This is a genomic window from Proteus sp. G4415 (assembly GCF_963896075.1).
In the GTDB taxonomy this organism is placed as follows: Bacteria; Pseudomonadota; Gammaproteobacteria; order Enterobacterales; family Enterobacteriaceae; genus Proteus; species Proteus mirabilis.
This window is the reverse complement of record NZ_CAWQOK010000083.1, coordinates 1-25,036: the sequence shown is the minus strand read 5'-3', so window position 1 is coordinate 25,036 and position 25,036 is coordinate 1. Positions and strand designations below refer to the sequence as shown.

Annotated in this window: 20 protein-coding genes; 8 read left to right on the top strand and 12 right to left on the bottom strand. The window is 40.9% G+C overall.

Features of this window, described 5'->3' with window-relative positions:
- The first annotated feature begins 330 nt into the window (after positions 1-330).
- Positions 331-1,704 carry an oxygen-independent coproporphyrinogen III oxidase gene (gene hemN, locus AACU95_RS10110; RefSeq protein WP_004249081.1) on the top strand — a complete coding sequence of 458 codons (1,374 nt, stop codon included), beginning with the start codon at positions 331-333 and terminating at the stop codon, positions 1,702-1,704.
- A 29-nt stretch (positions 1,705-1,733) separates the two neighbouring features.
- On the opposite strand, the gene glnG is transcribed toward hemN, so the two are convergent.
- From glnG to glnA, 3 genes are all read right to left on the bottom strand, one after another.
- On the bottom strand, positions 1,734-3,155 hold the full coding sequence (gene glnG / locus AACU95_RS10105; RefSeq protein WP_141192021.1) for a nitrogen regulation protein NR(I): 1,422 nt from the start codon (positions 3,153-3,155) through the stop codon (positions 1,734-1,736).
- A gap of 10 nt (positions 3,156-3,165) precedes the next feature.
- Entirely contained in the window at positions 3,166-4,212 is a 1,047-nt protein-coding gene (gene glnL, locus AACU95_RS10100) for a nitrogen regulation protein NR(II) (protein ID WP_004249083.1), read from the bottom strand.
- Between the two features lie 179 nt (positions 4,213-4,391).
- Entirely contained in the window at positions 4,392-5,801 is a 1,410-nt protein-coding gene (gene glnA, locus AACU95_RS10095) for a glutamate--ammonia ligase (protein WP_004246801.1), read from the bottom strand.
- Between the two features lie 359 nt (positions 5,802-6,160).
- Here glnA and typA point away from each other — a divergent pair, with 359 nt between their 5' ends.
- The 5 genes from typA (at position 6,161) to rluF (ending at position 11,416) form a co-directional block, all read left to right on the top strand.
- On the top strand, positions 6,161-7,996 hold the full coding sequence (gene typA, locus AACU95_RS10090; protein WP_112843465.1) for a ribosome-dependent GTPase TypA: 1,836 nt from the start codon (positions 6,161-6,163) through the stop codon (positions 7,994-7,996).
- 292 nt (positions 7,997-8,288) lie between these two features.
- Positions 8,289-8,906, top strand: a complete 618-nt coding sequence (yihX, locus tag AACU95_RS10085) for a glucose-1-phosphatase (RefSeq protein ID WP_004246809.1) — start codon at positions 8,289-8,291, stop codon at positions 8,904-8,906.
- A gap of 80 nt (positions 8,907-8,986) precedes the next feature.
- Positions 8,987-9,424 (top strand): D-aminoacyl-tRNA deacylase, encoded by a 438-nt coding sequence (gene dtd / locus AACU95_RS10080; protein ID WP_004246810.1) that lies wholly within the window; start codon positions 8,987-8,989, stop codon positions 9,422-9,424.
- A gap of 23 nt (positions 9,425-9,447) precedes the next feature.
- Complete coding sequence (fabY, locus tag AACU95_RS10075) at positions 9,448-10,362, top strand: fatty acid biosynthesis protein FabY (RefSeq protein WP_004249085.1); 915 nt, start codon at positions 9,448-9,450, stop codon at positions 10,360-10,362.
- Positions 10,363-10,537: 175 nt separating this feature from the next.
- On the top strand, positions 10,538-11,416 hold the full coding sequence (gene rluF, locus AACU95_RS10070) for a 23S rRNA pseudouridine(2604) synthase RluF (RefSeq protein ID WP_017628653.1): 879 nt from the start codon (positions 10,538-10,540) through the stop codon (positions 11,414-11,416).
- An 87-nt stretch (positions 11,417-11,503) separates the two neighbouring features.
- On the opposite strand, the gene AACU95_RS10065 is transcribed toward rluF, so the two are convergent.
- The 3 genes from AACU95_RS10065 to AACU95_RS10055 all read right to left on the bottom strand — a co-directional run bounded on the left by AACU95_RS10065 (position 11,504) and on the right by AACU95_RS10055 (position 15,158).
- A complete protein-coding gene (locus AACU95_RS10065) occupies positions 11,504-11,743 on the bottom strand; it encodes a hypothetical protein (protein ID WP_004246813.1) in 240 nt (79 codons plus the stop codon).
- 89 nt (positions 11,744-11,832) lie between these two features.
- The gene (locus AACU95_RS10060) at positions 11,833-13,521 is read right to left on the bottom strand and encodes an AsmA family protein (protein ID WP_141192020.1); all 1,689 of its coding nucleotides are present in this window, start codon (positions 13,519-13,521) and stop codon (positions 11,833-11,835) included.
- Positions 13,522-13,766: 245 nt separating this feature from the next.
- Entirely contained in the window at positions 13,767-15,158 is a 1,392-nt protein-coding gene (locus AACU95_RS10055; protein ID WP_074561562.1) for a uracil-xanthine permease family protein, read from the bottom strand.
- A gap of 242 nt (positions 15,159-15,400) precedes the next feature.
- On the opposite strand from AACU95_RS10055, the gene gltS reads away from it, so the two are divergent.
- A complete protein-coding gene (gltS, locus tag AACU95_RS10050) occupies positions 15,401-16,615 on the top strand; it encodes a sodium/glutamate symporter (RefSeq protein ID WP_004246816.1) in 1,215 nt (404 codons plus the stop codon).
- A gap of 112 nt (positions 16,616-16,727) precedes the next feature.
- Here the strand turns inward: gltS and recG are convergent, their stop codons facing one another.
- The 6 genes from recG to AACU95_RS10020 form a co-directional block, all read right to left on the bottom strand.
- Positions 16,728-18,815, bottom strand: coding sequence for an ATP-dependent DNA helicase RecG (gene recG / locus AACU95_RS10045; RefSeq protein ID WP_074561561.1), 2,088 nt, complete (start codon positions 18,813-18,815; stop codon positions 16,728-16,730).
- A gap of 7 nt (positions 18,816-18,822) precedes the next feature.
- A complete protein-coding gene (gene trmH / locus AACU95_RS10040; protein WP_004246818.1) occupies positions 18,823-19,542 on the bottom strand; it encodes a tRNA (guanosine(18)-2'-O)-methyltransferase TrmH in 720 nt (239 codons plus the stop codon).
- A gap of 2 nt (positions 19,543-19,544) precedes the next feature.
- On the bottom strand, positions 19,545-21,671 hold the full coding sequence (gene spoT / locus AACU95_RS10035) for a bifunctional GTP diphosphokinase/guanosine-3',5'-bis pyrophosphate 3'-pyrophosphohydrolase (protein ID WP_004246819.1): 2,127 nt from the start codon (positions 21,669-21,671) through the stop codon (positions 19,545-19,547).
- A 29-nt stretch (positions 21,672-21,700) separates the two neighbouring features.
- A complete protein-coding gene (gene rpoZ / locus AACU95_RS10030; RefSeq protein WP_004246820.1) occupies positions 21,701-21,976 on the bottom strand; it encodes a DNA-directed RNA polymerase subunit omega in 276 nt (91 codons plus the stop codon).
- A gap of 54 nt (positions 21,977-22,030) precedes the next feature.
- On the bottom strand, positions 22,031-22,654 hold the full coding sequence (gmk, locus tag AACU95_RS10025; protein WP_004246821.1) for a guanylate kinase: 624 nt from the start codon (positions 22,652-22,654) through the stop codon (positions 22,031-22,033).
- A 301-nt stretch (positions 22,655-22,955) separates the two neighbouring features.
- Positions 22,956-23,573 carry a trimeric intracellular cation channel family protein gene (locus tag AACU95_RS10020; RefSeq protein ID WP_004246822.1) on the bottom strand — a complete coding sequence of 206 codons (618 nt, stop codon included), beginning with the start codon at positions 23,571-23,573 and terminating at the stop codon, positions 22,956-22,958.
- A gap of 136 nt (positions 23,574-23,709) precedes the next feature.
- Between AACU95_RS10020 and AACU95_RS10015 the strand changes: the two genes are divergently transcribed.
- Positions 23,710-24,996, top strand: coding sequence for a DUF3748 domain-containing protein (locus AACU95_RS10015; RefSeq protein WP_074561560.1), 1,287 nt, complete (start codon positions 23,710-23,712; stop codon positions 24,994-24,996).
- Positions 24,997-25,036 lie beyond the last annotated feature (40 nt).

The window sequence follows — 25,036 nt, the reverse complement described above, 5'->3', positions numbered from 1 at the left end:
TAAAGTGTATTTTGAGTAATATATTTTTTTTAATGTGTTATAAAAATAATCGAAAAAAGATGTATTATTAAAATGCGCTACTAACATATTGAATAAACTTAATTTATTCATAAATAAATTTTAACAGTAATACTATTTCCGTTTAATGTGATCTATATCATATTTTTTACTTGAGTGATTATTTACAGATAGAGTGAAAAGATCAAAAACAGGATCTTTTTTTCTCTCGTGTTCAGTTAAGCATTTATTGGTTACACTATTATTTCTGGTGGTCATAATGTCTGTTGGCTGGTATGGCACATCGGCGGTTCACTTTTGGAAGGTAGAAGCATGTCAGAACAAACAATTATTTGGGATCTTGACCTGATCCATAAGTATAACTATTCAGGTCCGCGCTACACATCATACCCAACGGCATTGGAATTTAATCAGCAATATAGTGATGCGGATTTCGAACAAGCAACAAAGCGTTATCCCGAACGACCTCTGTCACTGTATATTCACATTCCTTTCTGCCATAAGTTATGTTATTTCTGCGGTTGTAATAAAATTATCACGCGCCATAAACATAAAGCTGATGAATATCTTGATGTTTTAGAAAAAGAAATTATTAATCGCGCTCGCTATTTTAAAAATAGAAAAGTGACCCAAATGCATTGGGGGGGCGGTACTCCCACTTTTCTTGATAAACAGCAAATTAGTCGCTTAGTCGCCTTATTAAGACAACATTTTCATTTTGTGGAAAATGCTGAGCTCTCTATTGAAATTGATCCCCGTGAGATTGAGTTAGATGTTATTGATCATTTACACAATGAGGGATTTAACCGCCTAAGTATGGGGGTGCAAGATTTTAATAAAGAGGTGCAACAAAAAGTTAATCGTGAACAAGATGAAGCATTTATCTTTTCATTAGTAGCAAGAGCGCGTGAAGTGGGCTTTCATTCTACCAGTATTGATTTGATCTATGGGCTACCTAAACAGACTAAAGAAAGTTTTGCTTTTACGTTAAAAAAAGTGATTGAATTGTCCCCTGATCGCTTAAGTGTGTTCAATTATGCACATTTACCTAATTTATTTGCCGCACAACGTAAAATTAAAGATGAAGATTTACCACTTGCAGAAGAAAAGTTAGAGATCTTGCAAGAGACTATCACCACACTCACCACAAATGGTTATCAGTTTATTGGTATGGATCACTTTGCTAAGCCTGATGATGAATTAGCGGTTGCACAACGCCAAGGTATTCTACATCGTAATTTCCAAGGATATACCACTCATGAAGAGTGTGACTTATTGGGAATGGGCGTTTCAGCTATCAGTATGCTGGGTGATCACTATGCGCAGAACGAAAAAGTGCTAAAAGAGTATTATGCTCGCGTAAATAGCGAAGGGCATGCGTTGTGGCGTGGACTCTCTCTAACCCATGATGATTGTATTCGTCGCGATGTTATTAAGACCTTGATTTGTAATTTCCATCTTAACTTTACTGAGATTGAACATCTATATCAGCTTGATTTCAAAGATTATTTTAAAGAAGATTTAGCATTGCTTGCGCCAATGGCAGAAGATGGATTGGTGGAGATTAGCGCAGAAAAAATTCAGGTCACTCCAAGAGGACGTTTATTGATCCGTAATATTTGTATGTGTTTTGATACTTATTTACGTAATCAAATGCGCCAACGCCAATTCTCTCGAGTGATTTAGTGGGCAAAAATAACAGGGAGGGGAGTGACTTAAAACTCCTCTATACCTAACTCTTTTAATTTACGTGTCAGCGTATTTCTTCCCCATCCTAATAAACGTGCAGCATCTTGTTTATGGCCTTTTGTATAGGAAAGCGCACTGAGTAGTAAGGTGCGCTCAAATTGCGGTAGAGCGTCATTAAGAATATTTTCTTTGCCTTCACTGAATACCTCATCCGCCCATAATGAAAGATGTTGTGACCAATGTTGAGAGGAGACTCGAGGTATCGATTTGCTCTTCTCATCTGATTGGCGGATCTCTTGAGGTAAATCTTGCGGCATAATCTCTTGGCTAGCGGTCATAACCGTTAACCAACGACATACGTTTTCTAATTGTCTGACGTTACCTGACCAGTGGTATTCCATCATGCAATGTAAACTTTGCTGGTGGAGCACTTTGGTTTCAACACCAAGCTCTCGAGCGGTTTTTTGGAGGAAATAACGCGCTAAGCTTGGAATATCTTCTGTTCTATCACGCAGTGGAGGTAATAGAATACGTATTACATTGAGTCGATGGTAGAGATCTTCACGAAAATCACCTTCCATTACACGTTTTTCTAAGTCTTGATGAGTCGCGGCAATAATACGTACATCGACTTTTACAGGGGCATAACCGCCAACACGATAAAATTGACCTTCAGCCAAGACGCGTAATAAGCGGGTTTGAATATCCAGTGGCATATCGCCAATTTCATCAAGAAAGAGGGAACCGCCATTTGCTTGTTCAAAACGACCTTGGCGTACTTGAGATGCACCAGTAAATGCCCCTTTTTCATGACCAAAAAGTTCTGATTCAATTAAGTCTTTGGGAATAGCCGCCATATTGAGTGCAATAAAAGGGGCTTGTGCTCTCGGACTATGGCGATGAAGAGCATGTGCAACTAATTCTTTACCAGTACCCGACTCGCCATTGATAAGCACACTAATTGATGAGCGAGAAAGGCGACCAATAATGCGATAAACCTCTTGCATCGCAGGGGCTTCGCCAATCATGTCAGAGACAGATTGAAGGTTAGTTTCTGTTGTATTAGGTTGTTTTTGCTCTCGATAGTGCGTAATAGCACGATGAATGAGTGCAAGTGTATCATCAATATCAAAAGGCTTGGGGAGATAATCAAATGCCCCTTGCTGATAAGCATTTACCGCGGCATCAAGATCAGAATGCGCTGTCATGATAATAACCGGCAACGTAGGGTGTTGCTCTTTAACGCTTTTTAATAGAGATAAACCATCAATATCAGGCATACGAATATCTGATAATAATACATCGGGAAGTTCACTATTGAGTGCACTGAGGACGTCATTAGCGTGTTCGAAGGTTTTACATGTAAGGCCTTCTCGTGTAATGGCTCGCTCAAGCACCCAGCGAATAGAGCTATCATCATCGACAACCCATATATTTCCTTTTTGCATTGGTTATCTCCTATTTTATTGGCAAGTAAATAGAAAACTCGGTATTTCCCGGCCAACTGGTAAACTCAATTTTACCGGCGTGTTGGTCGACTAAGCTACGTGCAATGGATAAACCAAGGCCATTTCCGCCTTCTCTGCCACTGACCATCGGGTAAAAAAGCGTGTCTTGTAGATGAGGAGGAATACCCGCGCCAGTATCAATCACATCAATGCGAGCCACTAGTCGATGACGTTCACCCTGCAGTGTGACTTGGAACGCTGTTCGGGTTCGCAAAATAATAGTTCCCCCAGTTTTCTCCACTGCCTGTAATGCATTGCGGGTGATATTTAACAATACCTGTTCAATCTGATCCGGATAGTGTGAAAGCTCAGGTAGACTAGGATCATAATCTTTGAGTAAGGTGACATTTTCAGGGCATTCTAATGTGATAAGTTGTGCAACACGCTCTACAACATGATGAATACTCTGAAAGGTTTTGGTGCCGGGATGTTGTGGACCGAGTAACCTATCCACAAGCGCTCTTAGGCGATCGGCTTGTTCAATAATGACTTGGGTATACTCAGTCAGCGCAGGATCAGGTAATGATTTTGCTAATAATTGAGCCGCCCCTCGTAATCCACCGAGTGGATTTTTAATTTCATGTGCCAGTCCCCTAACCAATTCCCTAGCTGCCATTTGTTGTGCTTGTTGTATCTGCTCTTGGCTTAACCGGCGTTGACTATCCATAGGCGCCAGCTCCAACAAAATGTGTTGCTCGGAAATAGGCTGGGCACTGAGCGACATAGTGTGTGATTGGTTATTAATAACCAAAATCACTTCGTTATCAGTGAAGCTTTGCCCATTTGCTAATGTTTCACGCATTAACTGTTCATCAAAAGAGGAATAACTAAACAGTGCGCTAAAAGGGGTTTCAAATAATTTGCGACGACTTTGAGCCAGTAATTGCAATGCAGCATGGTTTGCATAGCAAATAATAAACTCTTGGTTGATAACCAATACTGAGTGGATTAATGAATCCAAAATAAGTGTGTTATCAGGTAAATCCGCCGTTTCCATATTGAATACTCCCATTGCACCATTTTAGTGCATCTTACCTTTTTTTTCATAAATGAACAGATGCGTAATTTATTAACAGATGCCTCATTAGAGAGAAAAGAGCCCATCCGAAGATGGGCAAAATAGCTTCACGGCAACAAAAAAATCATAAGCAAAGTAAGTACTTTAACTATTGTGCGTTACGCACTGTAATACATTTCAAATTCAAGTGGATGTGGTGCCATACGAACACGCTGCACATCAGTACGTAATAGCTCAAGATAAGCGTCTAAAGCATCATCAGTGAATACACCGCCACGGGTTAAGAATTCACGGTCATTATCAAGGGCATTGAGCGCCTCTTCTAATGAACCTGCCACTGTTGGGATCTCTTTAGCTTCTTCTGGGGGTAAGTCATAGAGGTTTTTATCCATGGCATCACCTGGGTGAATTTTATTGATAATACCATCAAGACCTGCCATTAATTGAGCTGCAAATGCAAGGTAAGGGTTAGCTAAAGGATCTGGGAAACGCACTTCGATACGGCGTGCTTTCATGCTAGCGACTACCGGAATACGAATGGATGCTGAGCGGTTACGGGCAGAATAAGCCAGCATAACAGGGGCTTCAAATCCCGGCACTAAGCGTTTATATGAGTTAGTGGTTGGGTTAGTAAATGCGTTTAATGCACGAGCATGTTTGATAATACCACCGATGTAATACAGCGCCATTTCAGATAATCCGCCATATTTATCACCAGCAAATAAATTGACACCATTTTTAGACAGTGACATGTGGCAGTGCATACCTGAGCCATTATCACCCACTAAAGGTTTTGGCATAAAGGTCGCGGTTTTACCAAATACGTTAGCGACGTTTTGTACTACGTATTTATAAATTTGAGTTTCATCTGCTTTTTTGGTCATGGTATTAAAGCGGGTTGCCACTTCATTTTGACCTGCAGTTGCGACTTCGTGGTGGTGTGCTTCAACCACTAAGCCCATCTCTTCCATGATATTACACATGGTCGAGCGAATATCTTGTGAGGAATCAACCGGAGGGAGAGGGAAGTAACCTCCTTTTACCATTGGGCGATGACCTTTGTTACCTTCTTCATATTGTGTATTGGTATTCCATGCTGCTTCAATATCATTGATGGCATAAGAAGCACCAGAGATATCATTTTTAAAACGAATATCATCAAAAAGGAAGAATTCAGGTTCAGGGCCAAATAGGACGGTGTCAGCGATACCACTTGATTTTAAGTAGTCTTCTGCACGTTTTGAGATAGAGCGCGGGTCACGATCGTAACCTTGCATAGTGCCTGGCTCTAAAACATCACAACGAATAATTAATGTTGGATCTTGGAAAAATGGGTCAAGCATCGCTGTTGTAGCATCAGGCATTAGCACCATATCTGATTCATTAATGCCTTTCCAACCACCAATAGAGGAGCCGTCGAACATTTTTCCTTCTTCAAAGAAATCATCGTTAACTTGATGCGCCGGAATAGTAATATGTTGTTCTTTACCGCGGGTATCAGTGAAACGTAAGTCAATATATCTAACTTTATGTTCTTCAATCATGGATAACACATGTTCAAGGGACATAGTAACTCTCCTGGCGAATGGTTTTATTAAGTGCAGTGGCCTTACACATTTTTCGGTGAATTTTTTGCTCACCTAAACTCTATTGCGAAAAGCATGCCAACTTATCTAAAAAGGGATATATACTGTATTGATGAAGTTTAGTGTAGAATATCCCCCGTGATTTTTTAATTATTGCACAAATTTGGTGCAAATTAAGTCTGAATAGTTGCACAATTTTGGTGCAATCGGTTCAAGACGACTTATTTCTGAGGCGTGAAAAGGATCACAATTCAATTAATTGCATATTGTTAAGCAATCATTATTGTGATCTTGTTTAGTCTCTCGTCTAAAGCGTGTACAATAACACGCTTATTTCTACAATGCCTGAGGCAAATTTTGTGATCGAAAACTTGCGTAATATCGCCATCATCGCCCACGTTGACCATGGTAAAACTACTATTGTCGATAAATTACTACAGCAATCTGGCACGTTCGGTGAACGTGAAACCGTTGCTGAGCGCGTGATGGACTCTAATGATCTCGAAAGAGAGCGCGGAATTACTATTCTTGCGAAAAATACAGCGATTAAATGGAATGACTATCGTATTAATATCGTAGATACCCCAGGACACGCCGACTTCGGTGGTGAGGTAGAACGCGTTATGTCTATGGTAGACAGCGTTCTATTGCTGGTTGACGCGATGGATGGCCCAATGCCACAAACTCGCTTTGTGACACAAAAAGCGTTTGCTAACAACTTAAAACCTATCGTTGTTATCAACAAAGTTGACCGTCCAGGTGCACGCCCTGATTGGGTTGTTGATCAGGTCTTTGATCTGTTTGTTAACTTAGGTGCGACTGACGAACAACTGGATTTCCCAATTATCTATGCATCAGCATTAAATGGTATTGCGGGAACAGATTATAATGACATGGCTGATGATATGACTCCATTATATGAAGCTATCGTCAAATATGTAGAGCCGCCAAAAGTCGATCTGGAGGGGACCTTCCAGATGCAGATTTCTCAGTTAGATTATAATAACTATCTGGGTGTTATCGGTATTGGCCGTATTAAGCGCGGTAAAGTAAAACCTAATCAACAAGTGACTATCATCGATAGCGAAGGTAATACCCGCAACGGTAAAGTAGGTAAAGTATTAGGTCATTTAGGCTTAGAGCGTATCGATGTTGACGTTGCAGAAGCTGGCGACATCATTGCGATTACAGGTTTAGGTGAATTAAATATTTCTGATACGATTTGCGAAGTAGGTGCTGTGGAAGCATTACCTGCATTAGCCGTTGATGAGCCTACTGTTAGCATGTATTTCTGTGTTAATACATCACCATTCTGTGGTCGTGAAGGTAAGTTTGTTACTTCTCGTCAGATTTTAGATCGTCTGAAAAAAGAGTTAGTTCATAACGTAGCACTGCGTGTTGAAGAGACTGAAGATCCAGATGCATTCCGTGTATCAGGTCGTGGTGAATTACACCTATCAGTACTGATTGAAAATATGCGCCGTGAAGGTTACGAATTAGCCGTATCTCGTCCGAAAGTTATCTTCCGCGAGATTGATGGTCGTAAACAAGAGCCTTTCGAACAAGTCACTATCGATATTGAAGAGCAGCACCAAGGTGATGTGATGCAAGCGATGGGTGAGCGTAAAGGTGAAATGCGCGACATGCAACCAGATGGTAAAGGACGTGTACGTTTAGACTACATTATCCCTAGCCGTGGTTTAATTGGCTTCCGTACTGAGTTTATGACGATGACATCAGGTACTGGTTTACTGTACGCAACATTCAGTCATTATGACGATGTGCGCCCAGGTGAAATCGGTCGTCGTAATAATGGTGTGATGATCTCTAATGGTCAGGGTAAAGCCGTTGCTTACGCGCTATATAGCTTACAAGATCGTGGTAAGTTATTTGTTACTCATGGTGCAGAAGTTTATGAAGGCCAAGTTATTGGTATTCATACCCGCTCTAATGACTTAACAGTAAACTGCTTAACAGGTAAAAAACTGACAAATATGCGTGCTTCTGGTACGGATGAAGCGACAACGCTGACGCCACATATCAAGCAAACATTAGAACAAGCATTAGAGTTTATAGATGATGATGAATTAGTGGAAGTGACTCCACTGTCTATTCGTTTACGTAAACGTCATCTTTCAGAAAACGATCGTCGTCGTGCTTATCGTAGCAAAGACTAATTTGTTATTCTGATAATATAATTCTTAGGGCGCGTTAAGCGCCCTGAGTTTATATGGACTATTTATCTATTAATAATTTCAGATACTCTTATTGTTACCGCATTCTTTACCGTATTTTTACTAACCCTATCTTTTCTATTTTTCTTTTTTAACCTATTTCCCTTTGTAACTAGTTCTATTCGATATTTTTCAAAAAATTAGGTGTGAATATGGTATTTTTTATCGTTTAAGCCTATTCACTCAAGCAATTTATGATTAAAGTAAAACGAGTTTTCTATTATGGAGAGAATTTATGCTTTATATCTTTGATATGGGTAATGTGATTATCGATATTGATTTCAATCGTGTTTTTGCCGTGTGGAGTAAACTCAGTGGGGTTCCATTAGCCAGTATAAAAGATAATTTTACGACTGGGGAAACCTTTAAATTACACGAACGAGGCAATATTACGGATATAGAATTTGCAGAAGCTGTCTGTGCTGAGCTTGGTATTGGACTGAGTTTTGAACAGTTTGCGGAAGGATGGCAGGCTATTTTTATCGCTGTTCGCCCAGAAGTCATAGATATAATGAATAAGCTAAGAGAGCAAGGTCATCGTGTGGTGGTATTGTCAAATACTAATCGATTACATCAAGATTATTGGCCTCAGCACTATCCTGAAATCGCCGCTTCAGCGGATTTTCTCTATTTATCCCAAGATATCGGTATGAGAAAGCCAGATCCTGAAGTGTATAAATATGTGCTACAGTCCGAAGGCGTTGAAGCACAAGATGCTGTCTTCTTTGACGATTTACAAACTAATGTCGATGCAGCCATTGCGTTAGGTATTCAAGGTGTTCATGTCGTAGATAAAAATACGGTTGTTGAATACTTTAAAGATCATGATTTTACTCTCCCAGTAACAGAATAACGTTGTAATAGGATAACAATTAATTGAATTTGTTATCCTTTTTTTATAAACACATATTCGGTGTTAATCAGGAATACAGTATGATTGCGTTAATCCAAAGAGTGACACAAGCGAAAGTCGATATTGCCGGTGTGACTGTTGGTGCCATTAATCACGGCTTACTCGTGCTATTAGGAGTAGAAAAAGACGATAACCAACAGAAAGCAAAAAGATTGTGTGAAAAAGTGTGTGGTTATCGTATTTTCAGTGATGAAAATGACAAAATGAATCTGAATGTACAACAAGCAGGTGGTAGCCTATTAGTCGTATCGCAATTTACACTGGCTGCCGAAACCCAAAAAGGGATGAGACCGGGTTTTTCTAACGGAGCGCCTCCTGAAATGGCTGAAAATTTATATCACTATTTTGTTGAGCAGTGTAAGCAACAAGGTTTAGAAACCCAAACAGGGCAATTTGCCGCCGATATGCAGGTCACCCTGACTAATGATGGCCCAGTGACATTCTGGTTGCAGGTCTAGTTGAATTATAATAGGAGCTTACTATGTATCATTTACGAACCCCTAAGACGCAAGCAGAATTAGCAGCTTATTATACTTTTCGTTGGGAAATGCTTCGTAAACCGTTACATCAGCCCGAAGGCTCCGAAAAAGATGGTTATGATACCTTAGCGCATCACCAGATGGTGGTTGATGACAGTGGGCAACCCGTTGCTATTGGTCGTCTCTATATAAATGCCGATAATGAAGGTGCAATCCGCTTTATGGCGGTACGTGAGGATGCTCAAGGTAAAGGATTAGGCTCTTTAGTTGCCATGGCGTTAGAGTCTTTAGCTCGTCAAGAAGGGGTAAAGCGTATTGTTTGTAGCGCCAGAGAAGAGTCCGTTCGTTTCTTTGAAAAATTAGGTTATGAGAATTGTGGTTTAGTCACAGGCCCTCAAACTACCCCGATCAAACATTACTTTATGAAAAAAAGTATTGAATCATTAGATGATATTCTCCATCGTCCTGATTGGTGCGCGGAGTTGCAAAAACAGTGGCATCAGCATATCCCCCTAAGTGAAAAAATGGGATTACGTATTACGCAATATACGGGCACCCGTTTTTATACCACGATCCCTGAATCCGGTAATCAAAACCCACACCATACTATTTTTGCCGGTAGCCAGTTTTCTTTAGCAACACTGACCGGTTGGGGGCTGATTTGGTTGTTAATGCAAGAGCATAAACTGCAAGGCGATATTGTGCTGGTGGATGCGCATATTCGTTATCGAAAACCAGTCTCAGGTCGGCCGTCAGCCGTTGCTGATATGGAAAATTTAAGTGGTGATTTAGGACGATTAGCGAAAGGAAGCAAAGCACGTATTAAGTTAGATGTTGATATTTGTGGTGATGAAGGAACGGGGGCGGTTTTTAGCGGCACTTACATTGTGTTACCCTCACAAAATAAACAGTACTAAATAATAAATCTCTATTTAATTGAAAATTAAGTTATTTATTGTTTTTATCTCTCTTTTTTTCTACCTTTTTCTTATCATGGAAATGAGGAGTGAGAAATCTCTGCTTTAGTGTCTACCTAATAGTGTTTCTATCGTCACTTAATTGAGGTATATTCCGCAGTTTACGGAGGGAAGCATGGACACCAATTTATCTACTCGTCTTAATAAATATATCAGTGAAAGCGGTATCTGTTCACGTCGTGAAGCCGACCGTTATATCGAGCAAGGTCTGGTTCTTATCAATGGTAAGCGCGCAGGCATTGGCGATCGCGTAACGGCGGGCGATGAAGTGAAAGTGAATGGACGACTAATTGAAGCGCAAGATAATTCTGAGCTGGTGTTGATCGCACTGAATAAACCTGTAGGTATCGTCAGTACCACAGATGAAGGTGAGAAAGATAATATTGTTGATTATGTTAACCATAGCACCCGTATTTTCCCAATTGGTCGTTTAGATAAAGATTCTCAGGGACTGATTTTTTTGACTAACCATGGTGATCTGGTCAATAAAATCTTACGGGCGGGTAACTCCCATGAAAAAGAGTATTTGGTCACGGTTGATAAACCCATTACTGATGAATTTATTCGCGGTATGGGGGCGGGTGTTCCTATTCTGGGACAAAAAACCAAGAAATGTAAGGTGAAAAAAGAAGCCGCAATGGTATTTCGTATCACCTTAGTACAAGGTCTAAACCGTCAAATTCGTCGTATGTGTGAATATTTTGGTTATGAAGTCACCAAGCTTGAACGTATCCGTATTATGAATGTTAGTTTGGCGGGATTACCTGTCGGGGAATGGCGTGACTTAACGGATGATGAGCTGATAAAGCTATTTGATGCTATTGAAGCATCAAGCTCTGAAGCCCCTAAACAGAAGCAAAATAAACCTAAGAAACAGATAAGTAGTAATGCGAAAGCGTTAGGGATCCATATTCCGAAAACAAAAGCCAAAGAGACGGAAAATAATACGCGTAAACGCTTTGCACAACCAGGGCGTAAAAAGAAAAAACGTTAGTTTGTTTCTTTTATAATTCTGAGTTAAATAAGCGCCTATAGCGGGAGAAATTAGCGCTTATCCCGCTTTATTCCTCAGTGCAATCAATCACTCTAAATCCAGTTCATCGAGTTTCTTTTGGCGACGTTCAAGTACAATGGCGGCTAATTCTGCATCCATAATACGCCCCATTAGCGTGTCATAATCCTGTTTTGATAGGCAATAAAATAACGGAGTTTGGTTATTATCACACACTTCGACACTACTACTATTTTCAAGTGCGGTTAAGGGTGCTTGCTGAAATTCATCAAGAGTGATTGTTGGCAGGGAAAAATTGTCATCAGACATGAAAACTCCGCAATAAGAAAATAGAAAGAGTCTGCATTGTAACGCTTTTTGCAGCAGGCGCAATCTATGCGCCTGCTAAACCATCAACATCAAAAGGATAAATTATTCATTATTTCGCCGTCTTGCATCCTGTCATCGATAGGCGTTTGGTCATCTTTTTTACCTATTAATGTACCATTTAAGGTCGGTATAACAGCGTCAGCGGCTAAGTTGCCTTTCAGTTTTAAGGTAAATTGTCCTGTTTCATCGGTAGGTTGCGATAATTTCCAACCCATATTATTAGGCAAAGAGAGGGGCACATTCAGCCCATTGACGATAAGAGAAAATAGTCTTTGGTTATTGTTTTGTTCTAATGCAGCAGAGCCACGCACGATGCCTTTATCTACGAAAGCAGAAAACTGTGGAATAATGGCAGTATCTTGCTGTGTCATTAATGTTATGTCAGGGCGGCGAAGCTCTACGCCATTTAATGTACCACTATCAGCACCTAACGTCGCGGTGCCTTGCCATAATCCCCATTGCCCATCTTTGGCGATGATTAAATTTTTCAGTTGGCCTGTTAGGCCGGTAAATTGAAAAGGAAAGAGGGGATTAATATCAATGAGGATAGATTGGTTTAATGATAACTGCTTAATATTGATACTCTTCACATCTTGCTCAATAGGTTTAGCAAAGAAGGAGAGCCATTGCTCAGGTAGGGTATATAAAATACCTGAGAGTGTTGCATCTTCAATATTTAAAGTCTTTGTCTCGCTGTTCCATTGTCCTGCTAGTTTTATTAGCCCTTTTTCATAGCGTAAGCTTAAATTATCTATGTTAAATAAATTATCTTGCTGATTTAACTTAGCGATCACATCAGTGACATGTTGATTTTTATACACAATATCATCGGTGTTTAGCTCACCGGATGTCAGTGATAGGCTATTATTCCACGCAATTTGAGAAAACTGCCCAGCCAATCCACTTATTGCCCACTGTTTCCCTTCGGCAGTAAAATCAACAATGTTCAATTGCTTGATAGTCATTACTGGAGATTGACTTAATGATTGTTGTAACTCTTCTAAGGTTTTTGTGGATTGCCAACGCAGTCCGGTTAAGTAAACATCATTAAGTTGCCATTGGTTATCTTGATATTGGCCTGATAAAGAGAGTGAGCCATTAAGGAACTGGGTGGCTAATTTTTCAATCAAAATACGGTTTGGTTGATATTCGCCAGCAACAATAAAATTATTAAAGCTATTTTTTCCTATCATGCCATCAGCAATGGAAAACTGAAAATGCCCCGCACCAATAGGATCGGTCGATGTAGGTTTCCAAGGTGTGATACCTCCCGTTATTTTGTTAGCGCTAAAGGTGAATGTTGTGCTAGATGTTGGCATGCTATCTAACTGCATATTTTTAAACTGGAGAATATCTGCACTAACAGGAAGGGGAGCTATTTTATTAGCTAAAATAATTTTACCATTCTCTAAAGTAATTTTTTGCAGATGGGACGGCATAGTAAAAAATTGCCAGTTAAATCTAAGTTGTGCTGATTGGGCTAATACGGCGGTTTTATCTTGTTTGGGGTTAATGGACAGATCATAAACAACAATTTGTTCTGGTTGAGTTAAATCATGTTCAATACCGGAAAAGCGAATGTCATAATCACTATACTGTGTTAACCATTCACTGGTTTTTTGCGCACCCCATTGTGTTTGAAGAAAGGCATAAATCACAATAATAAATAAAATAACGATAAGTATCAGAGATACCAAACTTTTTATCAGCCAGCGCATAACCTTTCTCCTGTTTTATACTCCATCAAAACATCATACAGTTATGCCTGAAAATTGACTTTTGCTCAAGTATTCATCAATAAAAGAGTAGTTATGGCATTCTCTTTTATCTAGCCGATATTCTTGCCTAAAAGTAAATAATAATTTTGTTGCCTTAAGTAATAATTAAATCATGTTATTAATCAATTTATTAAATGCGCTATTCCGATTAAAGAGTGAAATAGCGCCGGATTGTGTTTCAGCTATTATTTTTCGGGTGGAAAAATCACGTTTAAAATAATAGCGGTTAGACCGCCTGCAGCAATACCGGATGACAGTAATGTTTTTAGCCAATCTGGTGCAAACTGTAATATTTGAGGTTGCTGTGATACCCCAAGTCCTACGGCCAAAGAGATGGCGAGGATCATAATAGCACGACGATTTAGCGCCTCTTTAGAGACGATACGCACCCCAGATGCAGCGATAGTACCAAACATAACAAGCGTTGCCCCTCCCAGTACAGGTTCAGGAATTTGTTGTACAAATTCTGCCACCGAGGGAAATAACCCTAAAATAATCAACATGGCTGCTACGACATAGCCCACATAGCGACTTGCCACACCTGTTAATTGAATAACGCCGTTATTTTGCCCAAAACAGGAGTTTGGAAAGGTATTAAAAAACGCAGAAACCATAGAGTTCAATCCATTTGCTAATACGCCCCCTTTAATGCGCTTCATATAAAGTGGCCCACTGACGGGTTGTTCTGAAACATCTGAGGTGGCAGTAATATCACCAATGGTTTCTAATGAGGTGATCATAAACACCAGCATTAGTGGGATAAGCAAATGCCAATCAAATGAGAGGCCATAATAGAAAGGTTCTGGTACGGTGATAACCGGTGTTTCTTGTTGTTCAGGCGGTGTAGGTAGCATATCTAGCCACCATGCCAAAATATAACCGACAGCCATAGCAATCACTAAAGAAGCGACACGTAAATAAGGGTTTCTTTGGCGGTTAAGTAAAATAATAACCACTAATACCGAACCCGCTAATAAAAGGTTTTTAGGTGAGCCAAAGGTGTTACTTTCAATAGCGGCGTAACCACCACCAATAGAAGTAAGCCCAACTTGAATTAAAGAAAGGCCGATAATCATCACCACAATTCCTGATACCAATGGTGTGATAATCCGGCGAGCTAAATGTAAAAAACGCGATAATAGCACTTCGGTAAGTGAAGCAACCATTAAAGTGCCAAATAGAGCCGCCATCATTGTTGGAATATCCGCGCCACCATTTTTTAATGCCAACCCCCCCATAATCAGAGGAGCCACAAAATTAAAACTGGTACCTTGAATTGATAATAAACCTGAACCTACGGGACCCCAAGCTCGAATTTGGATCAGTGATGCAATACCTGAGGCGAATAATGACATGCTGATAATGCGTTGAGTGTCATGTGCAGGTAATCCTAATGCTTGGCAAATTAAGATAGCAGGGGTTATTACGGCGACAAACATGGCTAATAGATGCTGACAAGCCGCAAACAGTGTTTGTAGTAATGGGGGCTTTTCTTCTAAAGCGAATAAAAGTTCACTCGTTTTTTGGGGCGAAATCTGACTACTTTGTGACAAATTACGATTTTCTGAAGTAACCATGATGTGAATTTCTTATCTGGCAAAAAGCGTATTTTAATGATCTGCGCCACAAAAGCAATCGTTTGCGTAAAATTGATGTTATCAAAATGCATAAGAGGCGCTCACATTTTTATATGTTTTAACTTGTGTTTATCGTCGTTTTTTTTTCTAATCGGGGTATACCTGCTTTTGGCGTTGTTCATGGATGAACTTAGCGTCGTAGTTTTTTTATACAAAATTAACAAATAAGACGGGGTACATAAATGTATCATCTCGATGTTTATGGCACGCTAGTCGCGGCCACTTTGGTTCTTTTACTCGGACGTAAGTTAGTGAAATCTGTTCCTTTTTTAGAACGGTATACGATCCCAGAACCCGTTGCAGGTGGGTTACTTGTTGCAGCTCTTTTACTTGCATTAAAATCATTTATGGACTGGGAAATTAGCTTTGATCTCTCCTTAAAAGATCCACTGATGCTCGCTTTTTTTGCAACAATTGGTTTAAACGCGAACCTTGCCAGCTTAAAAGCGGGAGGAAAAGCGCTATTTATTTTTGTGTTTGTGGTCGTTGGATTACTTTTAGTTCAAAACACAGTAGGTATTGCATTAGCAGAAATGCTAGGCCTTGATCCTCTTATGGGATTATTAGCCGGTTCTATCACCTTATCAGGTGGTCATGGAACGGGTGCCGCTTGGGGGAAAACATTCGTTGAAAGCTACGGCTTTATGAGTGCCTCTGAAGTGGCTATGGCTTGTGCAACCTTTGGTTTAGTGTTAGGTGGATTAATTGGTGGCCCTGTTGCGCGTTATTTAATTCGTAACATTCCAACCCCTGGCGCAGGCAGTGATGATCATGAAATGCCTACAGCCTTTGAGAAACCCGCTACGGGGAGAATGATCACTTCAATGGTGTTATTGGAAACCATTGCGATGATCTCTATCTGTTTAATGGCTGGGACTTTCTTATCTCAGTTACTAGAAGGTACGGCTTTCTCATTACCTACCTTTGTGTGTGTACTGTTCATTGGCGTTATTTTAAGTAATAGTCTATCAATGCTCGGTTTTTATCGTGTATTTGATAGAGCCGTTTCTGTTTTAGGTAACGTTAGTTTATCGTTATTTTTAGCGATGGCGCTGATGAGCTTAAAATTATGGGAGCTGGCATCACTGGCAATACCTATGTTGGTTATTCTCGGTGTTCAAGCGGCAGTAATGGCATTGTATGCAATTTTTGTCACTTTCCGTGTTATGGGTAAAAATTATGATGCGGCAATTTTGGCAGCGGGTCACTGTGGTTTCGGTTTAGGCGCTACGCCAACGGCTATCGCTAATATGCAAGCTGTGACAGATCGTTTTGGTCCTTCTCATCTTGCATTCTTAGTTGTTCCGATGGTCGGTGCATTCTTTATTGATATAGTGAATGCGATAGTGATCAAATTGTATCTGATGCTACCATTCTTTACGCCTATAGCAGGGTGATGACAGTGTTCATCTAGTTCGAATGAGAACGGCACAGATAAGTCTGTGCCGTTTTCTTTTATAACAAGTATTAAGCCCTCAAGTGCGCTCTAAGCCATTTAAACGGTGTCGTTTAAGCTTGGCTATATTGGGTCTTTGCAGGTAGCCAGCGTTCGATTAACGCTTGCGAATGCTTAGGATAATGTTGATGTAAATAACGAGCAATACGTTGTACTTCAGGAATAAGCGCCTGATCGCGTAATAAGTCTGCGACTTTAAATTGTGCATTGCCCGTCTGCTTAGTTCCTAATAGTTCACCTGGTCCTCTTATCTCGAGATCTTTTTGTGCAATAACAAAGCCATCATTACTGTCTCTGAGCACTTGTAAACGTAAACGAGCAGTTTGAGTTAACGGCGTTTTATATAATAAGACACAATGGGAAGCCACAGCACCTCGACCAACACGCCCTCGTAGCTGATGTAATTGTGCAAGACCTAATCGTTCAGGGTTATCAATGATCATTAAACTGGCATTAGGTACATCTACCCCGACTTCTATCACGGTCGTTGCGACCAAAAGCTGTAGTTTGTTTTCTTTAAAGTCGGCCATCACCGCCTGTTTTTCTGCCGGCTTCATTCGACCATGAACCAATCCAATCTTGATTTCCGGTAAGGCAATCGTCAGCTCATCATAAATAACTTGTGCTGCTTGTGCTTCAAGGACTTCGGAGTCTTCAATTAACGTACAAACCCAATAGGCTTGGCGATTTTCTTCGCTACAAGCCACCCTGATACGTTCAATGATGTCATTTCGCCGAGTGTCAGGGATAGCCACTGTCGTTACTGGGGTTCTACCAGGAGGTAGCTCATCGATAATGGAGGTATCCATATCCGCGTAAGCGGTCATCGCCAGTGTTCGAGGAATGGGGGTTGCGGTCATCACCAATTGGTGTGGATGAAAGCCTTGCTCTTCGCCTTTTTTCCATAATGCAAGGCGTTGATGTACCCCAAAGCGATGTTGCTCATCGATAATGACTAATGCAAGAGAGTGAAACTTAACTTGCTCTTGAAAAATGGCGTGAGTGCCAATAATGATGGAAACCTCGCCATTAGCTATTGCATTTTGTTGTGCTTCTCGCGCTTTACCTTTTTGTTTGCCAGCCAACCACCCCACTTGAATACCAAAAGGCTCAAACCATTTTCTAAAGGTGAGGGCATGTTGCTCCGCTAGTAACTCAGTGGGTGCCATTAAAGCCACTTGTTTACCATTGGCTATCGCTCTTAATGCACTTAGTGCAGCAACTAAGGTTTTACCTGAGCCAACATCCCCTTGAATTAGGCGCATCATAGGATAATTTTTTTCTAGATCTTGCTCTATTTCATGGACGACGCGCTGTTGTGCTGTGGTGGGTGTAAAGGGCAATGTTGCAAGAAATTGTTCACGTAATGTTGAGCCATGTGGCATTAGTAAGGGTTCTGCACGATAGGATTGTGCTCCTGCCCGAGCATTAAGCATACCTAAGTTATGCGCCAATAATTCTTCAATAATCAGCCGTTTTTGTGCAGGATGTTGCCCCTTTTCAAGTTCAGCAAACGCAATATCAGGGGGAGGATTATGTAAGGTTCGTAACGCGGTAGCGAGTGGCGGTAAACCATAAATAAATTGATCAGGAAGCAGTTCATTAATGGCACAAGTATCAAGTAAGGTTAAGGCTTGTTCTATTAATTTACGCAACGATGTCTGGCGTAAGCCTTCTGTTGTTGAATAAATAGGGGTAAGCGTTTCTTGTAACTTAACTTCTGAGCCAGCCACTTTAATTTTGTATTCGGGGTGAATAATTTCAGGGCCTCGACTTCCTCGTTTTATTTCACCATAAGCGATAACTTGCTTACCCTGAGCAAGGTTATTTTTCATGGCTGCCGTGAAGTTAAAGAAGCGTAAGGTTAAAATACCTGAACCATCAGAAATTTGGCAGGTCATCATTTTTCGACGACCAAAATTTACTTCAGTTCTTAAGATTTCACCGGAAACAGTGGCTGGAATACCAGGAAGTAGATCGCTGATGGCATACAGATGGGTTTGATCTTCATAGCGTAAAGGAAGATGAAGCAATAAGTCTTCCACAGTGACTAACCCTATTTTGGCCAGTTTATCTGCCTGACTTGCACCTACGCCGTGAAGAGTGGTTAAGGGGATTGCATCAAGCAGTTTTCCTTTCATGGGAAAGTTACTCCGTCAGTTTAAATTTCCTAAGTTGTTTTTGTGTCATTTGCATTTCTGCCCACCATGAGTCCGGTGCTTCAATTTCACCACGATCATTAATATAAGGGCGAGGCAGTCCTTTACGACGAGAAACTTCAGCAAGTACTGGATAGCCACCTTCAAAGAGTAAAATTTGTTGCTCTTCTGCAGTTAATGCACTTTCGGTTCGATTATACATGCCCGCCGCCTGACGTTGGCGTTGTGCTTCATATAAAATTAATGCACTCGCCACAGAAACATTCAAAGATTGCACCATACCCATCATCGGTACAATGATATCTTGATCCGCCAGCGCAATAGCTTCTGGTGATATACCAGTTTTTTCTTGCCCCATAATAATACAGGTTGGTTGTGTGTAATCAATCTCACGAAAATCAACCGCTTTATCTGAGAGATGGGTCGCAAGAACTTGCATGCCCTGTGCACGAAAAGTGTTGATGGCGTCGGCAATGGTTGGGTGAGTATTAACATTTACCCAGCTATTACTGCCCGCTGCGGGAGAAACCAGCATACGCATTTTTTCTTCAGGCCAGATAGCATGGATTTTAGGGATCCCCACCGCGTCCGCAGTGCGTATTACAGCAGCAACATTATGAGATTTATGCACTTCTTCAAGGCAAACAGTGAGATCAGGTTGCCGCATCGCCATCATTTGGCAGATGCGGGCATAGCGTGTTGGATTCATAATTAGTTTTTATTACGGCTGACACGTAATACATCAGGCATGATACGAAGTTTACGCATAATATTGGCTAATTGGATGCGATCTTTGGCTGTCAGTCGAATAAATGCACAATAGACGCGTCCATCTTTCTCTTCGGTATTCATGCTCTGAATGCTTGAATTAGCGTCATTAATTGCTGCGGTTAAATTCGCTAATGCACCTTGATGGTTTATCATATCGACTTTGATTTCGGTAATAAAATCACCATCAATATCTTTATCCCACTCAACCGGCATGAATTTTTCTGGCTCTTTTTGATAACCGCGAATATTACGACAAGATTCGTGATGAATAACTAAGCCTTTACCAGGGCTAATGTGCGCAACAATAGGATCACCAGGAATAGGGCGACAACATTTAGCAAATGAGATAAGTACACCATCAGCCCCTTTAATAGGTAATTTAGGTGTTTCGTCATTGGTTATGCTTAGATGTGTGTGTTCTTCTTGTTGTTGGTTGTCAATCAATAAGTTACGCGCCACGACAACACTCATCGCATTACCTAAACCTATCTCAGCCATAATATCGTCCATTGAGTGAAGCTTCATGCGCTTCAACTCTCGTTCAATATTTTCTAGCGGAATATCTGCCACTTTATGATGGCCTAAAGCGTGATTAAGTAGACGACGACCTAAATTAATAGAGTCTTCACGTTTTAGATTTTTGAGCAACTGTCTTATCTTTGAACGGGCTCTTGAACTGACGACAAAGTTTAACCAAGCCGCATTTGGTCTTGCACCCGGCGCAGTAATGATTTCAACGGTCTGTCCGGTACGTAAAGACTGTGAGAGTGGATAAGGTTGTCTATCAACCCTTGCACCGACACAAGCATGACCAATATCAGTATGAACTGCGTAAGCAAAATCAACCGGAGTCGCACCCGTTGGTAATTCAACAATGCGACCTTCTGGGGTGAAAACGTAAATTTCATCAGGAAAAAGGTCTGATTTCACGTTTTCGATAAATTCAAAAGAGCTACCTGCACTTTGTTGCAATTCAAGTAAACTTTGCATCCAACGTTGTGCTCTGACTTGGGCTGTTGTCCCCGGCTGCTCACCTTGCTCTTTATAAGCCCAATGGGCCGCAACGCCCATTTCAGCCATTTGATCCATATCTTCGGTACGAATTTGTACTTCAACAGGGACACCATGAGGACCAATGAGCGAAGTGTGAAGGGATTGATAACCATTAGCTTTGGGGATAGCAATATAGTCTTTAACGCGGCCAGGGCGAGGTTTATAAAGGCTATGCATTTGGCCTAACACGCGATAGCAGGTATCGACATCTTTAACGATGACGCGAAAGGCATAAATATCCATAATTGAGTGAAAACGTTGCTCTTTTAGCAACATTTTACGATAAATGGAATAAAGGTGTTTTTCGCGACCGTTAACTTTGCATTGAATACTCGCTTCTGTAAGGCGCCCTTCAATTTCAGAGAGGATTTTATTAATCATCTCTTTACGGTTACCACGAGCTGCCTTAACAACTTCTTTAATCACGCGGTAGCGATTAGGATGTAGTGCCTCAAAGCCTAATTCTTCTAGCTCAGTTTTAATATGGTGTATACCTAAACGGTGAGCAAGAGGACTATAAATTTCCAGCGTTTCGCGTGCAATACGGCGACGTTTATCTGGGCGTAGTGAACCCAGCGTGCGCATATTGTGAGTTCGGTCTGCCAATTTGATCAAAATAACGCGAATGTCTTTTACCATCGCCATGATCATTTTGCGAAAGTTTTCAGCCTGAGCCTCTTTTTTATCTCGAAACTTTAATTTATCCAGTTTTGAGACGCCTTCAACCAGATCTGCCACCGTACTGCCAAACAGAGTTTCGATATCTTTAAATGTTGCAGGTGTATCTTCAATGACATCATGCAACAATGCCGCCATTAGCGTTTGATGATCTAATCGCATATCGGCAAGAATACAGGCAACCGCCACAGGGTGAGTAATATAAGGCTCACCACTTGAACGAGTCTGTCCCTCGTGGGCATCTCTGGCGACGATAAAGGCTTTTTTGAGTTGTTCAACTTGCTCAGGTGGCAAGTATTTTTGAACGATTTGATTCAGGCTTTCAAACAGGTACAAGGCAGACCTACCCCTATTTTATGAGACGATTAACGACGACCTTCCGCAATCGCTGAAACCGCTTGTAATTCTGCGGCTTCTTGCTCTTGCTGCTCTTGACGTTCACGAGCATCAAGAATTTTACCGTTAATCAAACCTTCTTCGATTTCGCGTAGTGCGATAACCGTCATTTTATCATTTTCTTCTGGTACTAAAGGATCTTTAGCGCCAACTTGTAACTGGCGCGCACGACGTGCTGCGACCAGAACGAGGTCAAAACGGTTACCAATTTTCTCTACAGCGTCTTGAACGGTTACGCGTGCCATATTTGTGTTACTCCACCATTAACGAAATGACTGGGCATAATACTGAAACTTATCTCAGTCTGCCAATAATTTGCTGATTAAATCACCATGTCGTAGTGTTTGACGATCAAGGCGTAATTTTTCTGAGCGAATGATTGATTGTAAATCAGCAAGCGCAGTATTGAAATCATCATTGATGAGCAAATAGTCATACTCATTAAAATGTTCCATTTCAGACACAGCTTGTGACATACGTTTAGCAATCACTTCTTCACTATCTTGCCCACGCCCGCGAAGTCGGCGGTAAAGCTCTTCTTTAGACGGTGGCAGAATAAAAATACTGCGAGCTTCAGGCATCTTTTTACGTACCTGCTGCGCACCTTGCCAATCGATATCTAAAAAGACATCAACGCCACTGGCTAAGATCTGTTTGATAACTTTACCCGATGTACCGTAATAGTTACCAAACACACAAGCGTGTTCGATAAAATCTCCACTTGCTATCATACTTTTAAATTCTTCTTCAGTGACAAAGAAGTAATGCTCACCATGGTTTTCTCCTGGTCTCATTGGGCGGGTAGTATGAGAGACAGAAACCTGTGTGTCATATAAAGGCTGTGTTTTTAATAAAGCCTGAATAAGACTTGATTTACCCGCACCGCTTGGAGCGGAAACAATATAAAGTGTTCCTTGGATCATGATGACTTTCTGAATTTGACTGGAGAATTAATATAAATGTATGTCTAGGGAGCAAATCCCCCTATAGTATACACATACCACGAAGCACATACAGTGCCCTTGTTTAATACAGGGCTATTTTTTTCTTAATTCAGCTATTTTTTTGTTTTGAAATAAGAGAAAAATTGAGTAAGCCCAATATTAACATACAAATAACGTCTCAGTGATAGGAATTGCCTTTTATCATCATCGAGAAAAGAGATGATACTTTGAGATACCCCACAGAATCTACAATAATTGCTGTTGTTATTACTCCGTTTCGCTAATCTTGATTTTCATAATTAAATACGGGTAAGCCAAGCTTATAGCGGATAGCGAGTAGCCGAGCCGTGAGTCCGGCAACAAGCGTAATAATAATCACGACATCTTTAGGGAGTGGCGTGTAAAACAGTAATCCCATATAGAGCCAAGCGGCGCCAAATGCGACACCCGCATAGATCTCTTTTTGGAAGACGAGGGGAATGGTATTACACAGCATATCACGTAAAACGCCACCAAAAGCGCCGGTGATCACGGCTGCAATGGCAGCAATAATAGGACCATATTCCATATCGAGTGCAATTTGGGCACCGATAATAGAAAAAACCATCAATCCGATGGAGTCTAAAATGAGAAATAAGCGTCGTAGGTGTTTCATCATGGGGGCGACCCAAATAGTGATCACCGCTGCACAAGCTACTGTGACAATATACTCAGGGTGTTTGACCCAACCTAAAGGGTAGTGACCAAGAAGAATATCTCTTACTGAACCACCACCAATAGCAGTGGCTGATGCAATGATGATAACGCCAAAAACATCCATTTTACGGCGACCAGCGGCAAGTGCCCCTGTCATGGCTTCTGCGGTAATACCAATAATATAAAGAACACTAAGTAACATGATTTTTTAATTTTTTGACTGTTTAGTGAGGGTAGAGTAATCACCTTGCGAAAAAGTCTCGACTGAGTTTTTTTAGTGCCAGGTAAAATCAATTAGTTTTTATAATGTGGAAATTTATTTCCCGATAAGGATAACTATGTCTTTTCAGGAACAACAGATTACATTTGATAGTCGTCATCATCAGTTAACCAATATAAATGTTTGGACACCAGATAGCCAGTGGTTAGTTTATGATGTACGTCCCAATGGTGGATCTTTTACAGGATTAACCATAGAAAAAATTCATGCGAAAACAAAACAGCAACAGATAATTTACACCGCCACTCAAGGTGCTCATGTTGGGGTTGCCACAGTCAGCCCTGTGGCACCGGTGCGTTATGCTTTTATTCATGGCCCAGAAAATCCCGATGATTTATGGCATTATGATTTTCATCATCGTCGCGGTGTGATTGTTAATGAGCAGGAAGATCTTGGTGCAGTTAATATCGATGCTTGTTCCCTGACATCGCCTTATCAAGCTGGCGCGTTACGTGGTGGAACCCATGTGCATGTGTTTAGCCCTGATGGTACACGTTTAAGCTTTACTTATAATGATCACATAATGCATGAGTTAGGGCGCGAGTTCGATCAACGTAATGTTGCAATCGCAGTGCCACTCAAAGCCGTTAAAGTTGCGAAAAAGCACCCCCGTGAGTATGACGGTGAATATTTCTGTACCCTAATAAGCCAAACAGTCGCTTATCCACAAAAGGGCAGTGATGAAATTAATAAAGCCTATGAAGAGTGTTGGATAGGTAAACAAGGTTATACCAAAGCTGATGGCTCACAACAGCGTTGGGCTATTGCTTTTATTGGTGATACGGTCAGTGAAAGTGGTGAGAAGGTCGCTGATATCTTCTTAGTTGATTTGCCAGATGATGATCATGCTTTCAGTCTAGAAGGTGATAAACCTCTGGCAGGAACAGAGACGACGATGCCAGCTCCTGCACAAGGGATTGAACAAATCCGCTTGACGAATACCCACCATAGAAAATATCCCGGTGTTTTAAATCAACCTCGTCATTGGTTAAGAAGTTCACCGCAAGGAGATGCGATTGCTTTTCTGATGAAAGATGATGATGGTGTTGTCCAGCTATATACCGTTTCGCCAACTACCAAAGCGATTAGACAGGTCACTTCACAACAATGGGATATTCAATCTGCATTCACTTGGAGCTATAGCGGAGAATATCTCACCTTTATTTGTGATAATAGTGTGATGTTATGTAATGCTAAAACAGGTGAATTAACGCGATTAACTGATAAAACAGCACAAGCACCAAGTGGTGACGCAGTCGTATTTTCACCTAATGATCAGTATATTGCTTTTATGCGTGATATTGATGGTTATCGGCAAATATTTACGGTAGAAAGTGGGTTATAACGTTTTTTTATTGTGAAAGGTAACTGATTTTGATGTTACC